Raw genomic sequence first — 18,421 nt, 5'->3', positions numbered from 1 at the left:
TATCAAGTGCAACACAAGTAACAAGGTGGACGGCGCGTCGTCAGAGCGACCGCGCCACCGAACCGAGCCGGTCGATGTGCGGATCGTCGCCCTCGAAGGTGACCAGCGCCTCATCGCGCCCGTAGGCCCACATCGCGATCTCGCCGATCGCCCCGATCACGGCGACGTCGGGCCCTTTACCCGCGGTGACCAGCGTTCCGGCCTCGGTGGTGAGGCTGATCCGGAGCGGCGCACGCCGCAGCGTGAGCGCGGCGATCCGGGCGACGGCCGCGGCGAGGCCCTGTTCCACGCCGGGGTCCAGCCGGCGTGGCTTCCATCCCGGTGCGGCGCGGCGGATGTCCTCGGTGTGCACGAAGAATTCGCCGAGATTCGCCTGCTCGTCCACGAGCCGCAGCGGCGACAGCCGCGGCGGCCCGCCCGCGACCGTGGCCAGCAGGTCGTCGAACGGCCGGGCGGCGATGCTCTCCTGAACGCGGGCGGTGTGCCGGGCGAGCGGGCGCAGCAGGATGCCCGCCGCGGCGTCCGGGCGGGACTCGCGCAGGATCAGGTGGGCGAGCAGGTCCGTCACCGTCCAGTCGCCGCAGAGCGTGGGCGCGTCCGGACCGGCCGCGCGGGCCGCTTCGACGAGGGCGGCGCGTTCGATGCGTGCGGGCTTCACGCGGCCAACCCTAATCCTCATTGCGGGGCGGCATCGGGCCGCCGCCGAAGCGCCGCCCGATCGCGCCCCCGACGTTCCCGGATCTTTCACCTGACGCAATGAACTATGTCGTAGGATCCGTGGCATGACTGTGAATACCGCACGGGCTCGTCGCGCCCGCTTGGCCTCCGCCGGGGCGTTCGTCGCCGCGATCGCCACCGTCGGCACACTCGCCGCGCCCGCCGCGTCGGCGGCCCCGGTCAGCACCAACCTGCTGCTCGGCCCGGCGCAGTTCCCGGCCGGCTCCACCGACTACCGGGTGGACCCGAACGCGGCCACCGCCAAGGTGAAGATCCCGGAGTCCTCTCCCGCCGATTGCCGCGCGGCGGGCGATGGTCTCAACGCCACGCTGGCGTCGGTGAACGGCGCCGAGGCCACCGCACGCAACGGCTACTCGTTCATGTCCTCGGCCGTGCTGTCGCCGGTGGTCACCAACCAGTGGCGCGCTGTGGTCGAGCGCTGCGACGGCGGACAGCTCGCGACGCCGCCCGATCTGGTCCGGTACTCCCCCGTCGTGATGACGGCGCGCGAGGACGGCCGCATCGGCGCGGTCCAGGGCTTCGCCGACGTCAACGGATACACCGTGAACGTCTACGTCGAGGGCCTCAGCGCGACACCGGCGAACACCGATCGCTTCTGGGCCGTCTTCCGCGCACAGATCCAGAAGGTCCAGACCGGTCGCTGACCGGCTTCATCGATCCCAGGGGGGAACCAATGAACACTCGTCATCTCGTCGCCGCGGCCTCGATCGCCGGCGCCGTCGTCATCGGCCTGCCGGCGGTGGCGCAGGCCGCGCCGGTCGTGCCCGCGCAGGCGATTCTCGCGGCGAACGAATTCCCTTTCGGCAGTGTCGAATACAAGGTCTCGTCCGAAATCGGGGCGCCGCCCGTGAAGGTCACCGGGGACTCTTCCTGCGAGCGTGCCTCGTACGATCTGGACAAGCGACTCGAAGGCGCGAAGAGTACGGACGCCGAGGCCGTGCGAGGCTCCAGCAAGCTCGAAGCCAGCGTGAACGATCGTCCGATGGCCGACGCGATGCGCACCGTCTTCCGTGTGTGTGGAGCCGAATTGGGAGTGCAGCTCGCTATCGCGCCGCTCCCTGCCGACCTGAGTAGGTACAACGGATTCGTCTTCCTCTCGGAGTCCCGGGATTCGGCCATCGGTGTCGTCGACGTTCGTGGCGCTGCCGTCGGCGTCTCCGTGGACGGTCGCGGGAACCAGCCGGCGGACACCGACGCGTTCTGGCAGATTCTTCGCGCGCAGGTCGCCAAGGTGGAGCGGCAGCCGTGATCGGCCGCCGGTTCGCCGCCGTCGGCGCCCTGACCTTCGCTGCGCTGTCCATCCCTGCGCTAGCGCAGGCGGCGCCGATCGTGCCCGCGCAAGCTGTCCTCGCCGCCAACGAATTCCCGCTCGGCAGCACCGGCTACAAGACCGACGATGCGACCATCGATTTCAACGGCGACGAGTCTGCGAACACCGCGTGCGACCGTGCGGTCCGCGACGCGGTGAAGTCGATCTCCGGCGTGAAAGCCGTGAGCGCAGAGGTCCTCCGAGGTACGACGAAGATCGAGTCGGGGGTGGTCGGTCGCGCGTACACCGCGCGAGTCGCCGAGATCGACGCGACGTGCGATGCCGATTCCAGCGGTAACGCACGGCCGCAGAAGCTCGCGGCGCCGCCCGACCTCGCCAGCTATCGGACACACATCACCACCTACAGGGGCTCGTCCATCGACAGCTGGGTGGACGTACGCGGCGTCACGGTGTCCGTCCAGGCGCACGGGAGGGACGGAAAGCCGGTGGACGCGGACTCGTTCTGGCAGACGCTGCGCGCACAGGTCGCCAAGGTGGAGCGGCAGCCGTGACGATCCGCTCGGTTCTCGCCGGCGGATCGGTCGCGGTGGTCGCGGCCGCTGCACTTCCAGCGATCGCGCAAGCGGCACCGGTCGTGCCGAAGGACGCGGTCCTCACGGCGCAGGAGTTTCCACCCGGCAGCCATGACTACAAGACGTTTCCGATGACCTTTCCCGCGGTCGGCACCCGCCCCGCGAACAGCTCTCGCTGCGCGGTCAAGACCCACGAGCTGCAACAGCGGCTCGCAGGGTCGAGCGCAGTCGAGGCCGAGGCCTGGCGAGGCGACACGATGTACTACGCGTCGGTGTTCGGCCGCCCGGTGGCGGAGGTCCTCGGCGAGCAGAACGTGGCGTGCGACATGTCGCCGCGGGAACGGCGCGTCCCTGCACCCGCGGATCTCGCCCGCGTCAATCCCACGGCCTTCCGATCCGGATCGCAACGGATCGAGGCGACCGCCGAACTGCACGGTGTGACAGTCGGAGTCGTCGGCACGTCGCCCGACGGCAAGGTACTCGACACCGACACCTTCTGGGAGATCCTGCGCGCCCAGATCGCCAAGATCGAGCGCCAGTGACGCTACGGCGCCGAGCTGCCGTGCCTCTGATCGCGTGTCTCGTCTTCGCGGGTTGCTCGGACAATGAGGAGCCGAAGAATCCTGTGGCCGGCCTCGCCCTCGACCAGGCGGAACTGCCGCCAGGAACAACGATTTCGATACGGAAGGACAGCTCCGCCTGGGGAAGCGGTACCACGTTGGGCGGTCCGGAACCCTGCTTCACGGCCACGAGGAACAAGGAGCGGGCGACCACCGGCACCTACTCTTCGTTGACCACCGGCATCTGGGACAACCTGAGCCTGGAGGGCGAGGTGTACGCGGAACCGCTCACGGCCGAATCGATTGTGCGCGCGCAAGCGTGCGTGCCCCAGGGGATGACGCTGTTCGTCGTGTCGCTCCCCGACGATCTTGTGCGCAAGCGCGCCAGCGTCTTCGAGTACCGCACACCGCAAAGCCGGCTCGCCTCGATGAGCGGTTTCATCGAGGTCGAAGGCCGCTCCGTACGATTCACGTCGGACAATGCCGCATTACTCGACGGATCCGAGGGCGTCATCCCGCGGGAGGTCGATCGCGACCAGTTCTGGGAGCTCTTCCGTGCACAGATCGCGAAGGTGGAGCGGGCCCGCTAGCGAGCCCGCCCGGGGAGTCCTACTCCCCCACCACCATCACGGTCGGCACGATCATCGGGCGGCGCCGGTAGGTGTTGGAGACCCAGCGGCCCACGGCGCGCCGCACGGCCTGCGCGATGCGGTGCTGATCCTTGATGCCCTCGGCGGCGAGCTGCGCGATCGTCTCCTCGACCAGCTTCTCCGCCTCCTTGAGTGCGGTCGGATCGTCGGAGAAGCCGCGTCCGCTCACCTCGGGGGTGGTCACGGAGTTGCCCTCTTCGTCGATCACGATGCTGATCGCGATGAAGCCGCCCTCGCCGAGCACGAGGCGGTCCGACAGCGTCGACTCGCCCACATCGCCCACCGATGAGCCGTCCACGTAGACGTGACCGACGGGCACCTGGCCCACGATCTTCGCGACACCGTCGACCAGGTCGACGACCACGCCGTCCTCGGCGAGCATGATCCGGTCCTTCGGCACGCCCGTGGCCTCGGCCAGCGCGGCGTTGGCGCGCAGGTGGCGCCACTCGCCGTGCACCGGCATCGCATTGCGCGGACGCACCGCGTTGTACAGGTACAGCAGCTCACCCGCGCTGGCGTGGCCGGACACGTGCACCTTCGCGCTCTGCTGGGTGACCACGGTGGCGCCCAGCTTCGCGAGGCCGTTGACCACGGCGAACACAGAGTTCTCGTTGCCCGGGATCAGCGAGCTCGCGAGCACCACGAGATCCTGCGGGGAAATGGTGATGTTGCGGTGCTCGCCGCGGGCCATCCGGGACAGCGCGGAGAGCGGTTCGCCCTGAGATCCGGTGGACACCAGCACGATCCGGTGATCGGGCAGCGAGGCGGCGGTGTCGAGATCGACCTCGACACCCTCCGGCACCCGCAGATAGCCCATGTCCTGGGCGATCTGCATGTTGCGCACCATGGAGCGGCCCACGAAGACCACACGCCGGTTGTGTGCCACGGCCACGTCGACGATCTGCTGGATGCGGTGCACGTGCGAGGCGAAGGACGCGACGATCACGCGGCCCTTGGCCCGGCCGATCACGTTGTCGAGCACGGGCCCGATCTCCCGCTCGGGGGTCACGAAGCCCGGGACCTCGGCGTTGGTGGAGTCCACCAGGAAGAGGTCGACGCCGGCATCGCCGAGGCGGGAGAAGCCGGCGAGGTCGGTGAGGCGGCCGTCGAGCGGCAGCTGGTCGAGCTTGATATCACCGGTGTGCAGGGCCACCTGGCCGCCGGCGTGGATCGCGACGGCGATCGCGTCGGGGATCGAGTGGTTCACGGCGAAGTACTCGCACTCGAACGGGCCGTGGCTGGTGGATTCGCCCTCGCGGACCTCGATCAGCTTGGGACGCAGACGGTGTTCGTCGCACTTCGCCTTGATCAGGGCGAGCGTGAACTTGGCGCCCACGATGGGGATGTCGGGCCGCAGACGCAGCAGGAAGGGCACGGCGCCGATGTGGTCCTCGTGGCCGTGAGTGAGGACGATCGCCTCGACGTCCTTGATCCGGTTCTCGATGTAGCGGAAGTCCGGGAGGATCAGGTCGACGCCGGGCTGCTGGTCCTCGGGGAAGAGCACGCCGCAGTCCACGATCAGGAGCTTGCCGTCGTACTCGAAGACGGTCATGTTGCGACCGATCTCCTTGATGCCGCCGAGCGCCACCACGCGCAGGCCGCCCTTGCGCAGCTTGGGCGGGGGCCCGAGCCGCTCGACCGCGGGCGACGGTGCGCTGCCGCGTGATCCGCGGTCGTTGCCGCGGCGTCCGCCACCGCCGCGCTTCCGGTCGCCCTTGGGCGCCGACTTCTGGGCCGGTGCCTGCTGCTCGGCAGCGGCCTTCTCCGGTGCGGCCTTGGCGGGCGCGGTCTTCGCGGGTGCCGTCTTCGCGGGCGCGGTCTTCGCGGCCGCCTTCGGCGCGTCCTCGACCACGACGCGGGCCGCCGAGGTGGAGATCACGGGCTTGGGCTCGGCGGGTGGGCCGGCCTGCCGGGTGACCTTCCGGCTCCGTCGGGTACTGCCTGCTGCGTCGTCTGTCATGTCTTAGAGAACCCCTGCCTGGGTCAGGAGCGCGGCGAGCCGGTCGCGCTGTTCACCGGTGGGCGGCACCTGCGGGAGGCGCGGAATGCCCATATCGAGGCCCTGGAGGGCCAGTGCTGCCTTCGAGAACGTGACGCCGCCCAGACCCGCCATGGCTTCGTACACCGGGCTGAGTGAGGCGTTGATCTCTTGGGCGCGGGCGACTTCACCCGCGAAGTAGGCGTCGCGCAGGGCGCGAAGCTGCGGTGCGACCACGTGGCCGATCACCGAGACGAATCCCGCCGCGCCCACGGAGAGCCACGGCAGGTTCAGCGGATCGTCGCCGGAGAGGTACTGCAGGCCGGTCTCCGCGATGAGGCGGGCGCCGGCGCCGAGGTCTCCCTTGGCGTCCTTCACACCCACGATGTTCTTGTGCTCGGCGAGCGCGCGGAGGGTGGCCGTCTCGATCGGGACCACGGAGCGCGGCGGAATGTCGTAGAGCAGGACGGGCAGGTCGGTGGCGTCGGCGACGGTGGTGAAGTGCGCCAGCAAGCCGGCCTGCGGCGGGCGCGAGTAGTACGGGGTCACCACGAGCAGGCCGTGTGCGCCGGCCTCGGCGGCGTCGCGCGCGAAGACGGCCGACTCCTCGGTGTCGTACGTGCCCACACCCGCGGTGATCTTCACGCGGTCGCCCACGGCCTCCAGGATTGCCTTGAGGAACTGGACCTTCTCCCACGGCTGCGTGGTGGGCGACTCACCGGTGGTCCCCGCGACGACGAGGCCGTCGACGCCCTGATCGGCGAGGTGCGACGCCAGCTTCTGCCCGGCTTCGAGGTCGAGGGTGCCGTCGGCCTTGAACGGAGTGACCATCGCGACGGAGATCGTGCCGAAGGGGGTGGTGGGCGATGTGGTCGCCGAGGTCGCACTCATAAGGGCTAAGGCTACCCACCCTCTCGGGGCGAATCCCTACTGGCTTGCCGTTCGCCGGTAGGTCAGGTGGCGGTACCGCAGGCCCGACGAGGAGTCGCGCCAGCCCGTGTCGTCGGTGAGCGCGAAGTCGTCGGGGATCGCCGGGGCCACGGTGTCACCGTCGATGTCGGCATCGACCTCGGTGACGGCCAGCAGGTCGGCCGACGGGAGTGCGGCGGCGTAGATCTCGCCGCCGCCCATCACCCAGAGGTCCTCGGTGTCCGGGAGCGTCAGATCGTGCTGGACCAGGGCACCGTCGGCCGACCAGGTGCGGTCCCGCGTGACGACGATGTTGGTGCGGCCGGGCAGCGGCCGGAACCGGGGCGGCAGCGAATCCCAGGTTTTGCGGCCCATGAGCATGGTGGCGCCGGCCGTGGTCTCGCGGAAGAACTTCATGTCCTCCGGGATGTGCCACGGAATCCCACCGTCGGCGCCGATCACGCCGCCGCGGGCCTGGGCCCAGATGAGCCCGATCACTAGACCGCCACCGGCGCCTTGATGGCGGGGTGGTGCTGGTAGTCGTGGACGGTGATGTCCTCGTAGGTGTAGTCGAAGATCGAATCGCGCGGCGCGAGTTCGAGCCGCGGGTACGGGTACGGGTCGCGGCGCAGTTGCTCGGTGACCTGCTCGACGTGGTTGTCGTAGATGTGGCAGTCGCCGCCGGTCCAGATGAACTCGCCCGGTTCGAGGCCGACCTGTGCGGCCACCATGTGGGTGAGCAGGGCGTAGCTGGCGATGTTGAAGGGCACGCCGAGGAACAGGTCGGCGCTGCGCTGGTACAGCTGGCAGCTCAGTTTGCCGTCGGCCGCGTAGAACTGGAAGAAGGCGTGGCACGGCGGCAGGGCCATGTTCTCGATCTCGCTCACGTTCCAGGCGGAGACGATGTTGCGCCGGCTGGACGGATCGGTGCGCAGCAGTTCGATGGCCTTGCTGATCTGGTCGATGTGCTCGCCGTTGGGGGTGGGCCAGCTGCGCCACTGCACGCCGTAGACGGGGCCGAGCTCGCCGTCCGCATCTGCCCACTCGTCCCAGATGGTGACGCCGTTGTCCTGCAACCACTTCACGTTCGAATCGCCGCGCAGGAACCACAGCAGCTCGTAGGCGATGGACTTCAGGTGCACGCGCTTGGTGGTGATCAGCGGGAAGCCCTGGGACAGGTCGTAGCGGAGCTGGCGCCCGAACACGCTGCGCGTGCCCGTACCGGTGCGGTCGGGGCGGTGCGTGCCGTTCTCCAGCACGTCGCGGAGCAGGTCTTCGTAGGGCGTCGCGATCACGCCCCCAGTCTAGGCGGGACCGCTGACAGGCTCACGAACGGCGCGCAGCAGGCGCAACTGGCCGATCTCGGCCACGTTCTTCATCAGCTCGGCGTTCACCCAGGCGAGCTGGTTCGCCACCGTCAGTCCGGCGTCCTGCGGCCACGGGAACGCGGACGGCTCGTCGAGCCGGGCTTCGGTCAGCCCGCCGAGCACCGTCAGCCATTCGTCGCGGAACCCGCGCAGCGAGGCCACGGCACCGTCGGGCCCGGGCCACCGGACGTCATCCCGCGATCGCGGCGGGGCGCCGCTGAGGTGGTCGACGGTGACGCTCATCCACCAGCCGAGGTGCCAGGCCACCCACGCGACGGTGGGGATGGGGATCGGGTCGGGTTCGGTGTCGGCCCAGTCCGGCGTCCAGGTGCCCGCGGAATCGCGGTGCATCGTCCAGCACTGCGGAGCCGGCTCCCAGAGGAAGTCCTCGGGCACCAGCTCGGCGAGGTGCACCTCGGCGAGCGACCAGGTGAAATCGAACTGCCACCGCAGGAGATCGAGCCGCGAATCGGACATGCCGGGATGGTAGACCGGCTCGATCACGGATCGGCGCAGCGGTGCCGATCTTCAGGCCATGAGCTGGGCGGCCACCGTGGCGCCCAGGTTCCAACATTCTTCGAGCTGCGCCTTGGTCGGCTTCCCCGACACCACGACGTGCGGCGATGCCTGCACCCAGCCCAAACCGGCGGTGATGGACTCCACCGCGCGGGAGGCACCCTCGGTGCCGTCGTTGCCGTGCAGGTACAGGCCGTAGGGCCGGCCCTGCGTGGAGTCCAGGCACGAGTAGTAGATCGTGTCGAAGGCGTGCTTGAGGGCCCCCGAGATGTAGCCGAGGTTCGCGGGCGAGCCGAGCACGAAGCCGTCGGCCGCGAGGACGTCGGGGGCGGTCACCGACAGCGCTGCGCGGCGCACCACCTCCACACCCTCGATCTCGGGGTCGGTGGCCCCGGCGAGCACCGCCTCGAACATCTCCTGGCAGTGCGGAGACGGCGTGTGGTGGATCACCAGGAGCACGGCCATCAGTGGCTCTTCTTCTCCATGGCGACGGCGCGCGTCATCCAGTCCCGGGCGCGGGAGCGGTCTCCGGCGTAGTCGTAGGCGCGGGCCAGCCGGTAGGCGTTCACCCAGGACTCGGGATCGTCCTCGTATTCGGCCTTGACCTGGGCGAACAGCGTGTCCGCCGCGTCCCGCTGCACACGGCCGGAGGGCATCGTGGGCAGGTCGCTGACATCCAGGTCGCGGCCCATGTCCTTGACCTGCGCGGCCAGCCGCTGGTGCGCGTAGCCGTTGCGCAGCACCGAGTACAGGATCCACAGCCCCACCAGACCCAGCAGGATCATGCCGGCGCCGAGGCCCAGGTTCGCTCCCCCGCCGCGACGCATGATCATCCACGCCCACACCCCGATGAGGCCGATGTACACCAGCATCGCGATCGAGAGGAAGCCGATCACCAGGAGCGGCCCCAGGTTGCTCCGCGCGGAGCTGCGTCCGGTCACAGGTCCATCAGCGGTTCGATGCCCACGGTGAGACCGGGGCGGTCCGAGATGCCGCGCACCGCGAGCAGCACGCCGGGAACGAAGGAGCTGCGATCGAGCGAATCGTGCCGGATGGTGAGGGTCTCGCCCTGGGTGCCCAGCAGCACCTCCTGGTGGGCGACGAGGCCCGCGACACGTACCGAGTGCACGCGCACACCGTCCACCCGGGCGCCGCGGGCGCGATCGAACTCGGCGGAGGTGGCGTCGGGCATCTTGCCGCGGCCGGCCTCTTCGCGGGCCTCGGCGATCAGCTCGGCGGTGCGGGTGGCGGTGCCCGACGGTGCGTCGGCCTTGTGGGGATGGTGCAGCTCGATCACCTCGACGGAGTCGAAGTACTTCGCGGCCTGCGCGGCGAACCGCATGCAGAGGACGGCGCCGATGGCGAAGTTGGGCGCGATGAGCACTCCGACGCCGGGCTTCTCGGCGAGCCAGCCGCGCACGGTGTCGAGCCGGTCGTCGGTGAAGCCGGTGGTGCCGACCACGGCGTGGATACCGTTGTCGATGAGGAACTTCAGGTTGTCCATCACCGCGTCGGGATGGGTGAAGTCGATGACCACCTGCGTGTTCGAGTCCAGGAACGCGGTCAACGTATCGCCCGCGTCCACGGCGGCGCTCAGCGCCAGATCGTCGGCCGCGTCCACCGCGTCCACCATCGAGCGGCCCACCTTGCCGCCGGATCCCAACACACCCACGTTCAGCATGGGGCCGACGATACCCTTCTGACGTGACCGCCCGACCAGACGTTCCCGACGAGTGGATCGACCGCCTCGCGGCGATCCTGGACGCCTTCCCCGAATGCGTCGCCGACCGCGCCTGGGTGGGCACCCGGTGGCGGGTCCGCGGTTCGACGGTGGCGCACGTCTTCGGCGGCGAGGATCAGCTGTTCCGATTGATCTTCCGGGCCGAGCCGGGCGAGGTCCCCGCGTTCGAGAACCTGGGCCATCCGTACTTCCGCACCGAGTGGGGCGCGACCACGGTGGGCATCATCGTCGACGAGGACACCGACTGGGACGAGGTCGCCGAGCTGCTCACCGACTCGTACTGCGTGCAGGCGCCGGAGTCGCTCGCGTCGCTCGTGGAGCGGCCGGGCCCGTGATCGTCCTAATGTTGCGACCATGAAGTCCACCATCCGCACCTGGCAGCCCGGGTCGTCGTCGCACTTCGACGTCGAGGAGAACTCCGACCCCGCGGTGATCGCGGAGGCGCTGTCCGATCAGTCCGGTCTCGCGTGGGTGGACGTGCTCGACCCGACGGACGAGTCCTTCGCACCGATCGCGGAGGCGTTGAACCTGGATCCGCTCGCCGTCGAGGACGCGCTCACGGTGCACGAGCGGCCGAAGTCGCTGCGCTACGACAACGCGCTGTTCGTGACGGCGTACACGGTCACCGAGGACGGCACCACCAGCCGGATCTCACTGTTCCTGTTCAAATGCGGCCTGCTCACGGTCCGGCTCGGCGCGGGGTTCGACGTCGCGGGGGCGGCTCACTCGATCGCCGAGAACGAGGTGCTGCTCAAACACGGGCCCTACGCGCTGGAACTGCTGCTGCTCGATTCGATCGTGGACGGGTACACGGTGCGGGTCACCGCGATCGACGAGCAGGTCGACGAGCTGGAGTCGGCGCTGTTCGACGACGGCCACGGCGGCGACGAGGTGGCGCAGGAGACCTTCACGCTGCACAAACAGGTCGGACAGTTGCGCCGGATCGTGCAGCCGATGCGCGAGGTCTCGGGCGCGTTGCTGCGCCGGGTGTCCGCCGATCCGGACAAGCGCGAGCTGCTCCCCTACGCCGAGGACGTCCACGACCACACCATGCGCGCGGCGGACTGGACCGAGACCCTGCGCGACAACGTCGAATCCGTGCGATCGACGAATCTGGCACTGGTCGACAATCAGCTCAACACGGTGATGAAGAAGCTCACCAGCTGGGCGGCGATCATCGCCGTGCCCACCGCCGTGACCGGCTACTTCGGCCAGAACGTCCCGTATCCCGGTTCGGAGCAGGAGTGGGGCTGGGTGCTCAGCACGCTGACGATGATCATCCTGGCGGGCGGCCTGTACTGGATGTTCAAGCGCCGCAATTGGATCTAGCCGCGGTCGGGATGTCGACGCCGGAGGGCGGCGCGGGTCGCGTACTCGACGACGCGATGGACCAGTAGGAGCGGGAAGAGCCCCGCACCGAGTCCGGTCACGATCATCGACAGCGGTATCACCGTGAGAGTCGCGAGCGCGAACAGCGCCAGCGAGGCGCCGATCGTCGCGACCGGTCCCGAACTCCTCGCGACACGCGCGAGCACCGGGCGACGACGCGACGGGATTCGTCGGAGGTTGAAGGCCGCCCAGCCACCCCACAGCGCCGTCACGACCACCATGCCGATCAGCGCGGGGATGATCGCCGACGACATCGGGCCGCCGGTGGGGCGGGAGACGAGCACCGACGAGATGATCGCCACGATCATCGGCAGCGCGATGAACCAGCCGGTCCGGGCCAACGTGTTGTAGGCCACGACCTCGAGGTTGTAGCGGGCCACGCGATCGAGCGGATCGAGGGCGGCCGCACGCGCGTAGGTGTCGATCTCCGCGGCGTGCTTGCCCGGCCGGAACCGCTTCATCACCAGGCCACGGTTGTTGAGGGCGGCGGCGTTGTTCGGGTCGAGGCGCAGGGCCTCCTCGGTCGCTCGCCGCGCGGTGTCGCGGTCGCCGAGCCGGTGCGCCGCGAGCCCGAGGGTCACGTGATTCTCGGGTTCCTGCGGTTCGAGTTCCACCGCGGTCCTCGCCGCCATGTAGGCCTCGTTGACCAGGCGGGGATTCTGCGTCGCGAGGGCGAGTGCCGCCAGGGTGAGGTGGCTGCCCCAGATGTGCGGATGCGCCTTCACGAGTGCCCGGGCCCTGGTCAGCGCCTCCTGGTGGCGGCCCGCGTCGCTGTAGGCCCCGGCCAGGCACACCGCCGCGATGTAGTGATCGGGCGCGGCGCCGAGGGCGCGCGCGAAGGAATCGATGGCGGCGGACTCGTCCCCGAGTCCGGCCTGCGCCTTGCCGAGGGCCACCAGCGCGTCGGGATCGGTGGGGTGCGCCGCGAGGAAGGCCCCGGCGAGCGCGGCGGCCGTGGTGAACTGCCGAGCCTCCAGGAGCAGGCCGAGTTTCTCCAGGGTGCGCGCGTCCTCGCCGATCGCATCGCCCAGCTGGTCCCGCTGGCCGGTCACCTGCGTCCCCGCGTGCGCAGGTACCGGACCAGATCGTCGTAGGCGCCGGATTCGTTGGAGAAGGTGGCCACGTTCTCGGCGGCCGAGAACCACTCCTCGCACGACGATCGGATCTGGCTCGCCGCCGTCAGTAGATCGCCGGTGGTGATCATCCGCGGCGTGCCGGTACGCACGGAGTCGAGAAGGGCGATCTCGGAGGCGCTCTCGCAGATGTGCGCGATGTCGGCTCCCGAGTATCCGTCCGTCCTGCGCACCAGCGCGGCAACGTCGATCCGTTCGATCGGACGCTCACGGAGGTGGTATTCGATGATCGCGGCGCGGGCGGGCGCGTCCGGCGGCGTCACCAGCACCATCCGGTCGAGCCGTCCGGGCCGGCGCAGTGCCAGGTCCACATCCCACGGCGTGTTGGTGGCGGCGAGCACGAAGACCCCCTCGTTCTCCGTGGCCGAATCGACCCCGTCCAGCTCGATGAGCAATTGGTTGATCACGGTACGCATCACGGTGGACTGGTGCCGGGATCGCTTGCCGCCGATCGCATCGAGCTCGTCGAACATGATCACGCAGGGCGCCTGCCGCCGCGCGGTCGCGAAGATCTCGTGCAGGTTCTTCTCGGAGTTGCCCAGGAATTGATCCAGGATGTCGCTCACGGTCACGGAGAGGAATCCGGCGCCCAGCTCACCGGCGACCGCGCGGGCGAGGAAGGTCTTACCGCAGCCGGGCGGGCCGTACAGGAGCATGCCGCCGCGCAGCGACTTGCCGTACAGGCGGCGCAGTTCCGGGTTCCGCATCGGAGCGAGGAAGGCCGCCTCGAGCCGCTGCTTGACGTCGTGCATCCCGCCGACGTCGGCGAGGCGCAGCCCCTCGGGACCGTCCACCTGCCACAGGCCCGCCGCTCCCGCCTCGACGGCGGGCACCGCGATCATCTCCTCCGGGTCCTCGAACCGGGGCGGAATCACGTCGCGCACTTCGTCCTCCGCCGCCGCCCAGTCGAATCCGGGCTCAGGATCGGGCTCGTGCTCGTGCTCGGGCCGCGTGCCGGGCTCTTCCGCGGGCGCGGCGGGCGCCGGGCCACCGCCCATGGCGCGGGCCAGCAGCGCCCGGGCCGGGGCGTCCGACGGTGCGCGGCTCAGCGCGAGTGCCGCCTCGGCGACCGCTTCGTCCGCACGCCCGGCGTCCAGCAGCAGTTCGGCGTAGTGCACGCGCAGTGCCACATCGTCGGGGGCCGCGGCGACGGCGGCACGGAGGCTGGCGAGCAGGGGCGATTCCTCGGTCACGCCCGAATCCTATCGTGCACGATCCTCTACGACGGATTCGATGACTCGGATCACAGCCGGGCGGGGTCGTCGTCCAGCGGAGACCTGACCGGCGTGTGATCAGCGGTGCCGGGAAGCTGGAATCCGGGCCACCAGTTGGCGGTGCCGGCGATCTTCATGAAGGCGGGCACCAGCACCATCCGCACGAGGGTCGCGTCGAGGATCACGGCGAGCGCGAGTCCCACGCCCAACATCTTCATGAACGACACCTGCGAGGTACCGATCGCCGCGAAGACCACCGCCATGAGCAGGGCCGCCGCGGTGACCACCCGGGCGGTGCTCGCGATACCGCGGGCCACGGCCTCGTCGTTCGCCGCCCGGTCCTGCACCCCCATGCCGTCCCACTCCTCTTTGATCCGGGACAGCAGGAAGACCTCGTAGTCCATCGAGAGGCCGAAGGCGATGCAGAACATCAGCACCGGCATATCGGCGATGAGGTGCCCGGTCACGGTGGTGCCGAGGCCACCGAGGTTGCCCCACTGGAAGATCCACACCATCGCCCCGAAGGTCGCCGACAGTGAGAGCACGTTCATCACGAGCGCCTTGATCGGGAGCAGCACACTGCCGGTGAGCAGGAACAGCAGCAGGAAGGTGGTGACTGCGATCGCCAGCAGCACCTTCGGGACGGCGCCGAGGATCGAGTCGACCGCGTCCCGATCGGCCTGTGCCGCACCGGCGAACAGCACGTCTCCGGGCGGCTGGACGGCGCGCAGGGCGTCCAGTTGGGCCCGGCCGGCCTCCGACATCGGGTCGCGGTCGCTGGCCACCGTGAGCAGCAGCTTCGTCCCGGCCCGCGCGGTCGGATCGCCGTCGGCCACGCGCACACCGCGCTGCCAGGTGCCGTCGGGTCCGAGGACCGCTCCGGTGCCGTCGACCAGGGACAGCTCGCGGGCGTAGCCCTCGCTGCCCGACGGTGCGCCGTCGGGCAGCAGGATCAGCACATCGGCGGTGGGATTCGGGGTGAAGGAGCTCCGGAGTTCGTCGCCGACCCGGTGCGAGGAGGCCTCGCGCGGCAACACCCGGTCGTCGGGGTAGCCGAGCTTCGCGGACAGGAAAGGGGCGCCGAGCACGAGCAGCAGTGCGACGACACCGATCCCCAGCGGCAGGGCGCGGCGCTGCACGCCCCGGACGATGCCGTACCAGCGGGATTCGTCGGCAGGGCGGGGCCCGCGGCCCACCCGCCCCTTGTCGATCCGGTTCCCGAGCACGGTGAGCACGGCCGGCGTGACGATGAGCGTGGCGAGGGCCGTGAAGCCGACGACCACGAGTCCGGCGTAGGCGAAGGACCGGAGGAAGTACATCGGGAACAGCACCATCGCGGCCAGGCTCAGCCCGACGGTGACGGCGGAGAAGACCACCGTGCGGCCCGCCGTGGTCATGGCCACGACGAGCGATTCGTCGCGGTCACCGCGCGCAGCCACCTCCTCGCGGTACCGGCTGACCACGAGCAGCGTGTAGTCGATGGCCAGTGCGAGGCTCATCGCGGTGATCAGGTTGAGGGCGAACACGGAGACGTCGGTGACTTCGGCGACGAGCCGCAGGAGACCGGAGGTGGCGATGATGGCGGCCACTCCGAGCACCACCGGGACCGCGGCGGCGACCAGTCCCCCGAACGCCCAGACCAGCACCAGGAAGGTGAGCGGGAGCGCCACGAGCTCGGCGCGCAGGAGGTCGCGGCCCGACTGCTCGTTGATCTGCTGGTAGGTGATGGTCTCGCCGCCCACATCGAGCCGGATCCCGGTGGGTGGCGGCGGTAGGGCGTCGACCAGTGCCTGCGCGTTCTTCGGGGCCTCACCGCTACCGCCGGACACCGCCGCGACGATGAGCCCGGTGCGGCCGTCCGCCGAGGTCAGGCGTGCCTGTGCGGCCGGTCCCGACCAGGCGGAGGACACCCGCTGCACGGTCCGGTCGGCCTGGAGCCGTTCGCTGACCCGGGCGGCGTAGTCGGCGCCGACCGCCGGATCGGCGCCCTCGGACGCGGTCAGCGCGAGCACCAGCGAGGAGCCGCCGCGCCCGAACTCCTCGTCCAGGACGGCCTGCGCTCGAGCGGATTCGGCGGCCGGGTCCACGCTGCCGCCGCTCTTGAGGGCGCCGCCCACACCGGCGCCGAGCCAGCCGAGCACGACCAGCACCAGGCCGGCCAGGAGGAGCACGGTGCGCGGGCGGCGGATCACCGCCCGGGTCAGCGGTGCGATCAGGTTCACAGTGCGGCCACCAGCGCCCGCACGTCGTCCATCAGGCCCCGGCTGCGCAGGCGGTCGGCGTCGAAGAGCACCAGGAAATCGGCCATCTCGAAGTCCGGGTCGTACGAGGGGTCGCCGCAGATCAGGCCGCCGTACCGGATCGCCGTGGGGATGGTGGGCGGCACCAGTTCCTCGACTGTGCCGGCGGGCCGCGGTAAACGCGCCAGGGGGACGCCGTCGACCTCGACGGGGCGGCGGGGCACGGCGTACAGCTCGCCGACGGTGCGACTGTCGGTGTCGTCCACGTACCCCTGGGTGGCGCGGATCAGCGCGCCCCGGGGGTGCACGCCGTCCTCCATGCGGACCGACATGCAGCCCATCGCGTACTGGAACCCGGACCGCTCGTAGAACTCCAGCAAGGCGATCCGCAGGAGCACGGAGACCACACCGCCGCGGAAGTCGGCCGCGATGGTGGCCCGGCCCCATTCCGCGACGTCGTCGGCGATCGCGGCGAACTGCGGGCTGAGCTGGAACATGGTCTCGGTGAACACCTCCCGCTGGTCCCGGGGTGCAGGCAGGATCACCCGGTAGCAGCCGACGATGCGGCCGGTGGGCTCGTGCCGCACCAGCAGTTGCGAGCTGTACGCGTCGAACCGGTCCACATCGATGGGGCGGCCGAGTCGTTCGCTCATCGTGGCACCGGGCAGCGGTGCGCCGAGCTCGGTGGAGAAGGCGTCGTAGCGCAACGCCTGCGCGAGTTCGACGTCCCGGGGATCGTCGGCGACGAAGACCGTGAACGGTGTGGTGGCGGTGGCGCGGAACAGCGGGCTGTCGGTGCGGCTCGTCATCGCTCCTCCTCGTGATCGTCGTGTTCGAGTGCGGCTGCGATCTCCCCCGCCCGGACGGCGGCGTTGGAGAGGAGTGTGGTGGCGAGGCCGTGGCCGGTCAGATCGGCGCCCTGTACGTACAGGCCCGGGACCTCACGGCCCTCGATCACGGCGCGGTGCGAGCGCGCGACCCGGACATCGGTCCCGTCCGGCGCCGCCGTGGACAGGCCGTGCAATCCGGCGGGACGGAAGCCGGTCGCGCAGATCGCCGCGTCGAAGGGCGCGGTGCGTTCCTCGCCCGTGGTGGTGACGCGCACCGTCACATCGAGCAGGCCGTCGGCGGCGGGACCGCAGGCCGTCACCTCGCTGGTGCGGTGCACTCGCAGGCGGTGTTCGCCGCTGACCCGCTCGCGGTACCAGCGGGTGAACAGGTCCTCGGTGAGGGCGTGTTCCACGGCGCCGTAATTGGTGTTGGCATGGCGCCGCAGTAGGTCGTCCCGCACATGCGGCGGCGCGATCTGGAACTCGTCGACCACGTCGGGGTCGAATATCTGGTTCACGAACGGGCTCTCGTCGACCGCGGCGAGACCGAAGCCGCGGAAGACCACGTCGACCGCGGCTCCGGCGTCATGCAGGTACGCGGCCACCTCGGCGGCCGACTGACCGCCTCCGACCACGAGGAACCGGCCCGCGTCGAGGCCTCCGCCGAGTCGGCGCCGCAGCTCGTCGACGCGGTCGAGCAGTTCGATCGCGTGGAAGACGCGCCCACTGTCGGCGTTGCTGCGCGCCCAGTCCGGAAGGCTCGCCTGCAGGCCCCGCGCGACGACCACGGACCGCGCCCAGACCGTGGAGACCGTGCCATCGCGACCGCGGTGGCGCACGGCGAACCGGGCGCCCGCGGGCGCGGTGGGTTCGGCCGCCTCGATGGCGGTCACTTCCTCGCCGTAGGCCACGACCCGGTCGAAGCGGCCGGCCGCCCACGCGAGGTAGTCGGCGAATTCGGCCCGTTCCGGGGTGAGTGTCGCGCGGTTGACGAAATCGACCAGCCGCCCGCGCGCCGCCAGGTAGGAGACGAAGGAGAAGGTGCTGTGCGGGTTGCGGAGCGTGGCGAGATCCTTGAGAAAGCTGATCTGCATCGTGGTGCCCGGCAACAGCATTCCCGGGTGCCACTGGAAGCGGTCGCGGCGTTCGAGGAAGACGGCGTCGATCTCCGCCGCGGATTCCTCCAGCGCGATCGCCAAGGCGAGATTGGCGGGTCCGAAACCCACTCCCACTACATCGAAGACACGGGCGTCCGGTTCCGCGTCAGCGAGGACCGGAACCTCGGCCCCAACCCCCGATTTGGATCGCATCATC

The 18,421-nt window shown here is 70.1% G+C and carries 21 protein-coding genes; 7 read left to right on the top strand and 14 right to left on the bottom strand.

Annotated features, from left to right (window positions below; translation table 11 throughout):
• Nucleotides 1-40: 40 nt before the first annotated feature.
• Nucleotides 41-658: a TIGR03085 family metal-binding protein gene (locus ABD108_RS13750; RefSeq protein WP_220659175.1), complete on the bottom strand. Its 618-nt coding sequence runs from the start codon at nt 656-658 to the stop codon at nt 41-43.
• Between the two features lie 124 nt (nt 659-782).
• Between ABD108_RS13750 and ABD108_RS13745 the strand changes: the two genes are divergently transcribed.
• The 5 genes from ABD108_RS13745 to ABD108_RS13725 are packed head-to-tail and all read left to right on the top strand — an operon-like array spanning nt 783 to nt 3,730.
• On the top strand, nt 783-1,382 hold the full coding sequence (locus ABD108_RS13745) for a hypothetical protein (protein WP_220659176.1): 600 nt from the start codon (nt 783-785) through the stop codon (nt 1,380-1,382).
• Between the two features lie 29 nt (nt 1,383-1,411).
• Nucleotides 1,412-1,987, top strand: coding sequence for a hypothetical protein (locus tag ABD108_RS13740; protein ID WP_305110829.1), 576 nt, complete (start codon nt 1,412-1,414; stop codon nt 1,985-1,987).
• Nucleotides 1,984-2,559, top strand: coding sequence for a hypothetical protein (locus ABD108_RS13735; RefSeq protein ID WP_305110830.1), 576 nt, complete (start codon nt 1,984-1,986; stop codon nt 2,557-2,559). Before ABD108_RS13740 ends, ABD108_RS13735 begins: the two co-directional genes overlap by 4 nt.
• Nucleotides 2,556-3,122, top strand: coding sequence for a hypothetical protein (locus ABD108_RS13730; protein WP_343930563.1), 567 nt, complete (start codon nt 2,556-2,558; stop codon nt 3,120-3,122). Before ABD108_RS13735 ends, ABD108_RS13730 begins: the two co-directional genes overlap by 4 nt.
• 20 nt (nt 3,123-3,142) lie before the next feature.
• The gene (locus tag ABD108_RS13725) at nt 3,143-3,730 is read left to right on the top strand and encodes a hypothetical protein (RefSeq protein WP_343930562.1); all 588 of its coding nucleotides are present in this window, start codon (nt 3,143-3,145) and stop codon (nt 3,728-3,730) included.
• Nucleotides 3,731-3,749: 19 nt separating this feature from the next.
• Here the strand turns inward: ABD108_RS13725 and ABD108_RS13720 are convergent, their stop codons facing one another.
• From ABD108_RS13720 to dapB, 8 genes are read right to left on the bottom strand one after another with little or no spacing between them, the layout of a single operon-like run.
• On the bottom strand, nt 3,750-5,750 hold the full coding sequence (locus ABD108_RS13720; RefSeq protein WP_255585827.1) for a ribonuclease J: 2,001 nt from the start codon (nt 5,748-5,750) through the stop codon (nt 3,750-3,752).
• 3 nt (nt 5,751-5,753) lie between these two features.
• Entirely contained in the window at nt 5,754-6,659 is a 906-nt protein-coding gene (dapA, locus tag ABD108_RS13715) for a 4-hydroxy-tetrahydrodipicolinate synthase (protein ID WP_305110836.1), read from the bottom strand.
• A 36-nt stretch (nt 6,660-6,695) separates the two neighbouring features.
• Nucleotides 6,696-7,175, bottom strand: coding sequence for a dihydrofolate reductase (locus ABD108_RS13710; RefSeq protein WP_220659182.1), 480 nt, complete (start codon nt 7,173-7,175; stop codon nt 6,696-6,698).
• On the bottom strand, nt 7,175-7,972 hold the full coding sequence (locus ABD108_RS13705) for a thymidylate synthase (RefSeq protein WP_220659183.1): 798 nt from the start codon (nt 7,970-7,972) through the stop codon (nt 7,175-7,177). The genes ABD108_RS13710 and ABD108_RS13705 overlap by 1 nt, the downstream gene beginning before the upstream one ends.
• Nucleotides 7,973-7,981: 9 nt before the next feature.
• Nucleotides 7,982-8,521, bottom strand: coding sequence for a DinB family protein (locus tag ABD108_RS13700; RefSeq protein ID WP_343930561.1), 540 nt, complete (start codon nt 8,519-8,521; stop codon nt 7,982-7,984).
• Between the two features lie 51 nt (nt 8,522-8,572).
• Nucleotides 8,573-9,025, bottom strand: a complete 453-nt coding sequence (locus ABD108_RS13695; protein WP_343930560.1) for a flavodoxin family protein — start codon at nt 9,023-9,025, stop codon at nt 8,573-8,575.
• Complete coding sequence (locus tag ABD108_RS13690; RefSeq protein ID WP_220659186.1) at nt 9,025-9,501, bottom strand: hypothetical protein; 477 nt, start codon at nt 9,499-9,501, stop codon at nt 9,025-9,027. The genes ABD108_RS13695 and ABD108_RS13690 overlap by 1 nt, the downstream gene beginning before the upstream one ends.
• On the bottom strand, nt 9,498-10,241 hold the full coding sequence (dapB, locus tag ABD108_RS13685; RefSeq protein WP_220659187.1) for a 4-hydroxy-tetrahydrodipicolinate reductase: 744 nt from the start codon (nt 10,239-10,241) through the stop codon (nt 9,498-9,500). The genes ABD108_RS13690 and dapB overlap by 4 nt, the downstream gene beginning before the upstream one ends.
• A 23-nt stretch (nt 10,242-10,264) precedes the next feature.
• On the opposite strand from dapB, the gene ABD108_RS13680 reads away from it, so the two are divergent.
• Nucleotides 10,265-10,636, top strand: coding sequence for an MmcQ/YjbR family DNA-binding protein (locus ABD108_RS13680; RefSeq protein WP_220659188.1), 372 nt, complete (start codon nt 10,265-10,267; stop codon nt 10,634-10,636).
• Between the two features lie 19 nt (nt 10,637-10,655).
• Nucleotides 10,656-11,630, top strand: a complete 975-nt coding sequence (locus ABD108_RS13675; protein ID WP_220659189.1) for a magnesium transporter CorA family protein — start codon at nt 10,656-10,658, stop codon at nt 11,628-11,630.
• Here ABD108_RS13675 and ABD108_RS13670 read toward each other — a convergent pair.
• Genes ABD108_RS13670 through ABD108_RS13650 form a run of 5 tightly spaced genes read right to left on the bottom strand, consistent with a single transcriptional unit; the run spans nt 11,627 to nt 18,417 of the window.
• Complete coding sequence (locus ABD108_RS13670; RefSeq protein WP_343930559.1) at nt 11,627-12,742, bottom strand: tetratricopeptide repeat protein; 1,116 nt, start codon at nt 12,740-12,742, stop codon at nt 11,627-11,629. The two genes, ABD108_RS13675 and ABD108_RS13670, sit on opposite strands and share 4 nt — an antisense overlap.
• Nucleotides 12,739-14,016, bottom strand: coding sequence for an ATP-binding protein (locus tag ABD108_RS13665; RefSeq protein WP_343930558.1), 1,278 nt, complete (start codon nt 14,014-14,016; stop codon nt 12,739-12,741). Before ABD108_RS13665 ends, ABD108_RS13670 begins: the two co-directional genes overlap by 4 nt.
• Nucleotides 14,017-14,066: 50 nt before the next feature.
• The gene (locus ABD108_RS13660; RefSeq protein ID WP_343930557.1) at nt 14,067-16,259 is read right to left on the bottom strand and encodes an MMPL family transporter; all 2,193 of its coding nucleotides are present in this window, start codon (nt 16,257-16,259) and stop codon (nt 14,067-14,069) included.
• Nucleotides 16,256-17,086 carry a GNAT family N-acetyltransferase gene (locus ABD108_RS13655; RefSeq protein WP_305110845.1) on the bottom strand — a complete coding sequence of 277 codons (831 nt, stop codon included), beginning with the start codon at nt 17,084-17,086 and terminating at the stop codon, nt 16,256-16,258. The genes ABD108_RS13660 and ABD108_RS13655 overlap by 4 nt, the downstream gene beginning before the upstream one ends.
• Nucleotides 17,083-18,417 (bottom strand): lysine N(6)-hydroxylase/L-ornithine N(5)-oxygenase family protein, encoded by a 1,335-nt coding sequence (locus ABD108_RS13650; protein WP_343930650.1) that lies wholly within the window; start codon nt 18,415-18,417, stop codon nt 17,083-17,085. The genes ABD108_RS13655 and ABD108_RS13650 overlap by 4 nt, the downstream gene beginning before the upstream one ends.
• Nucleotides 18,418-18,421: the final 4 nt, after the last annotated feature.

Source organism: Tsukamurella strandjordii, assembly GCF_039525985.1.
In the GTDB taxonomy this organism is placed as follows: domain Bacteria; phylum Actinomycetota; class Actinomycetes; order Mycobacteriales; family Mycobacteriaceae; genus Tsukamurella; species Tsukamurella strandjordii.
This window is presented reverse-complemented; position numbering and strand designations above follow the sequence as displayed.

Excerpts from the sequence above, each read along its gene's own strand:
- ABD108_RS13720 (WP_255585827.1), bottom strand. The coding sequence starts at position 5,750 with ATGACAGACGACGCAGCAGGCAGTACCCGACGGAGCCGGAAGGTCACC.
- dapA (WP_305110836.1), bottom strand. The coding sequence starts at position 6,659 with ATGAGTGCGACCTCGGCGACCACATCGCCCACCACCCCCTTCGGCACG.
- ABD108_RS13745 (WP_220659176.1), top strand. The coding sequence starts at position 783 with ATGACTGTGAATACCGCACGGGCTCGTCGCGCCCGCTTGGCCTCCGCC.
- ABD108_RS13675 (WP_220659189.1), top strand. The coding sequence starts at position 10,656 with ATGAAGTCCACCATCCGCACCTGGCAGCCCGGGTCGTCGTCGCACTTC.
- ABD108_RS13650 (WP_343930650.1), bottom strand. The coding sequence starts at position 18,417 with ATGCGATCCAAATCGGGGGTTGGGGCCGAGGTTCCGGTCCTCGCTGAC.
- ABD108_RS13695 (WP_343930560.1), bottom strand. The coding sequence starts at position 9,025 with ATGGCCGTGCTCCTGGTGATCCACCACACGCCGTCTCCGCACTGCCAG.
- ABD108_RS13655 (WP_305110845.1), bottom strand. The coding sequence starts at position 17,086 with ATGACGAGCCGCACCGACAGCCCGCTGTTCCGCGCCACCGCCACCACA.
- dapB (WP_220659187.1), bottom strand. The coding sequence starts at position 10,241 with ATGCTGAACGTGGGTGTGTTGGGATCCGGCGGCAAGGTGGGCCGCTCG.
- ABD108_RS13740 (WP_305110829.1), top strand. The coding sequence starts at position 1,412 with ATGAACACTCGTCATCTCGTCGCCGCGGCCTCGATCGCCGGCGCCGTC.
- ABD108_RS13700 (WP_343930561.1), bottom strand. The coding sequence starts at position 8,521 with ATGTCCGATTCGCGGCTCGATCTCCTGCGGTGGCAGTTCGATTTCACC.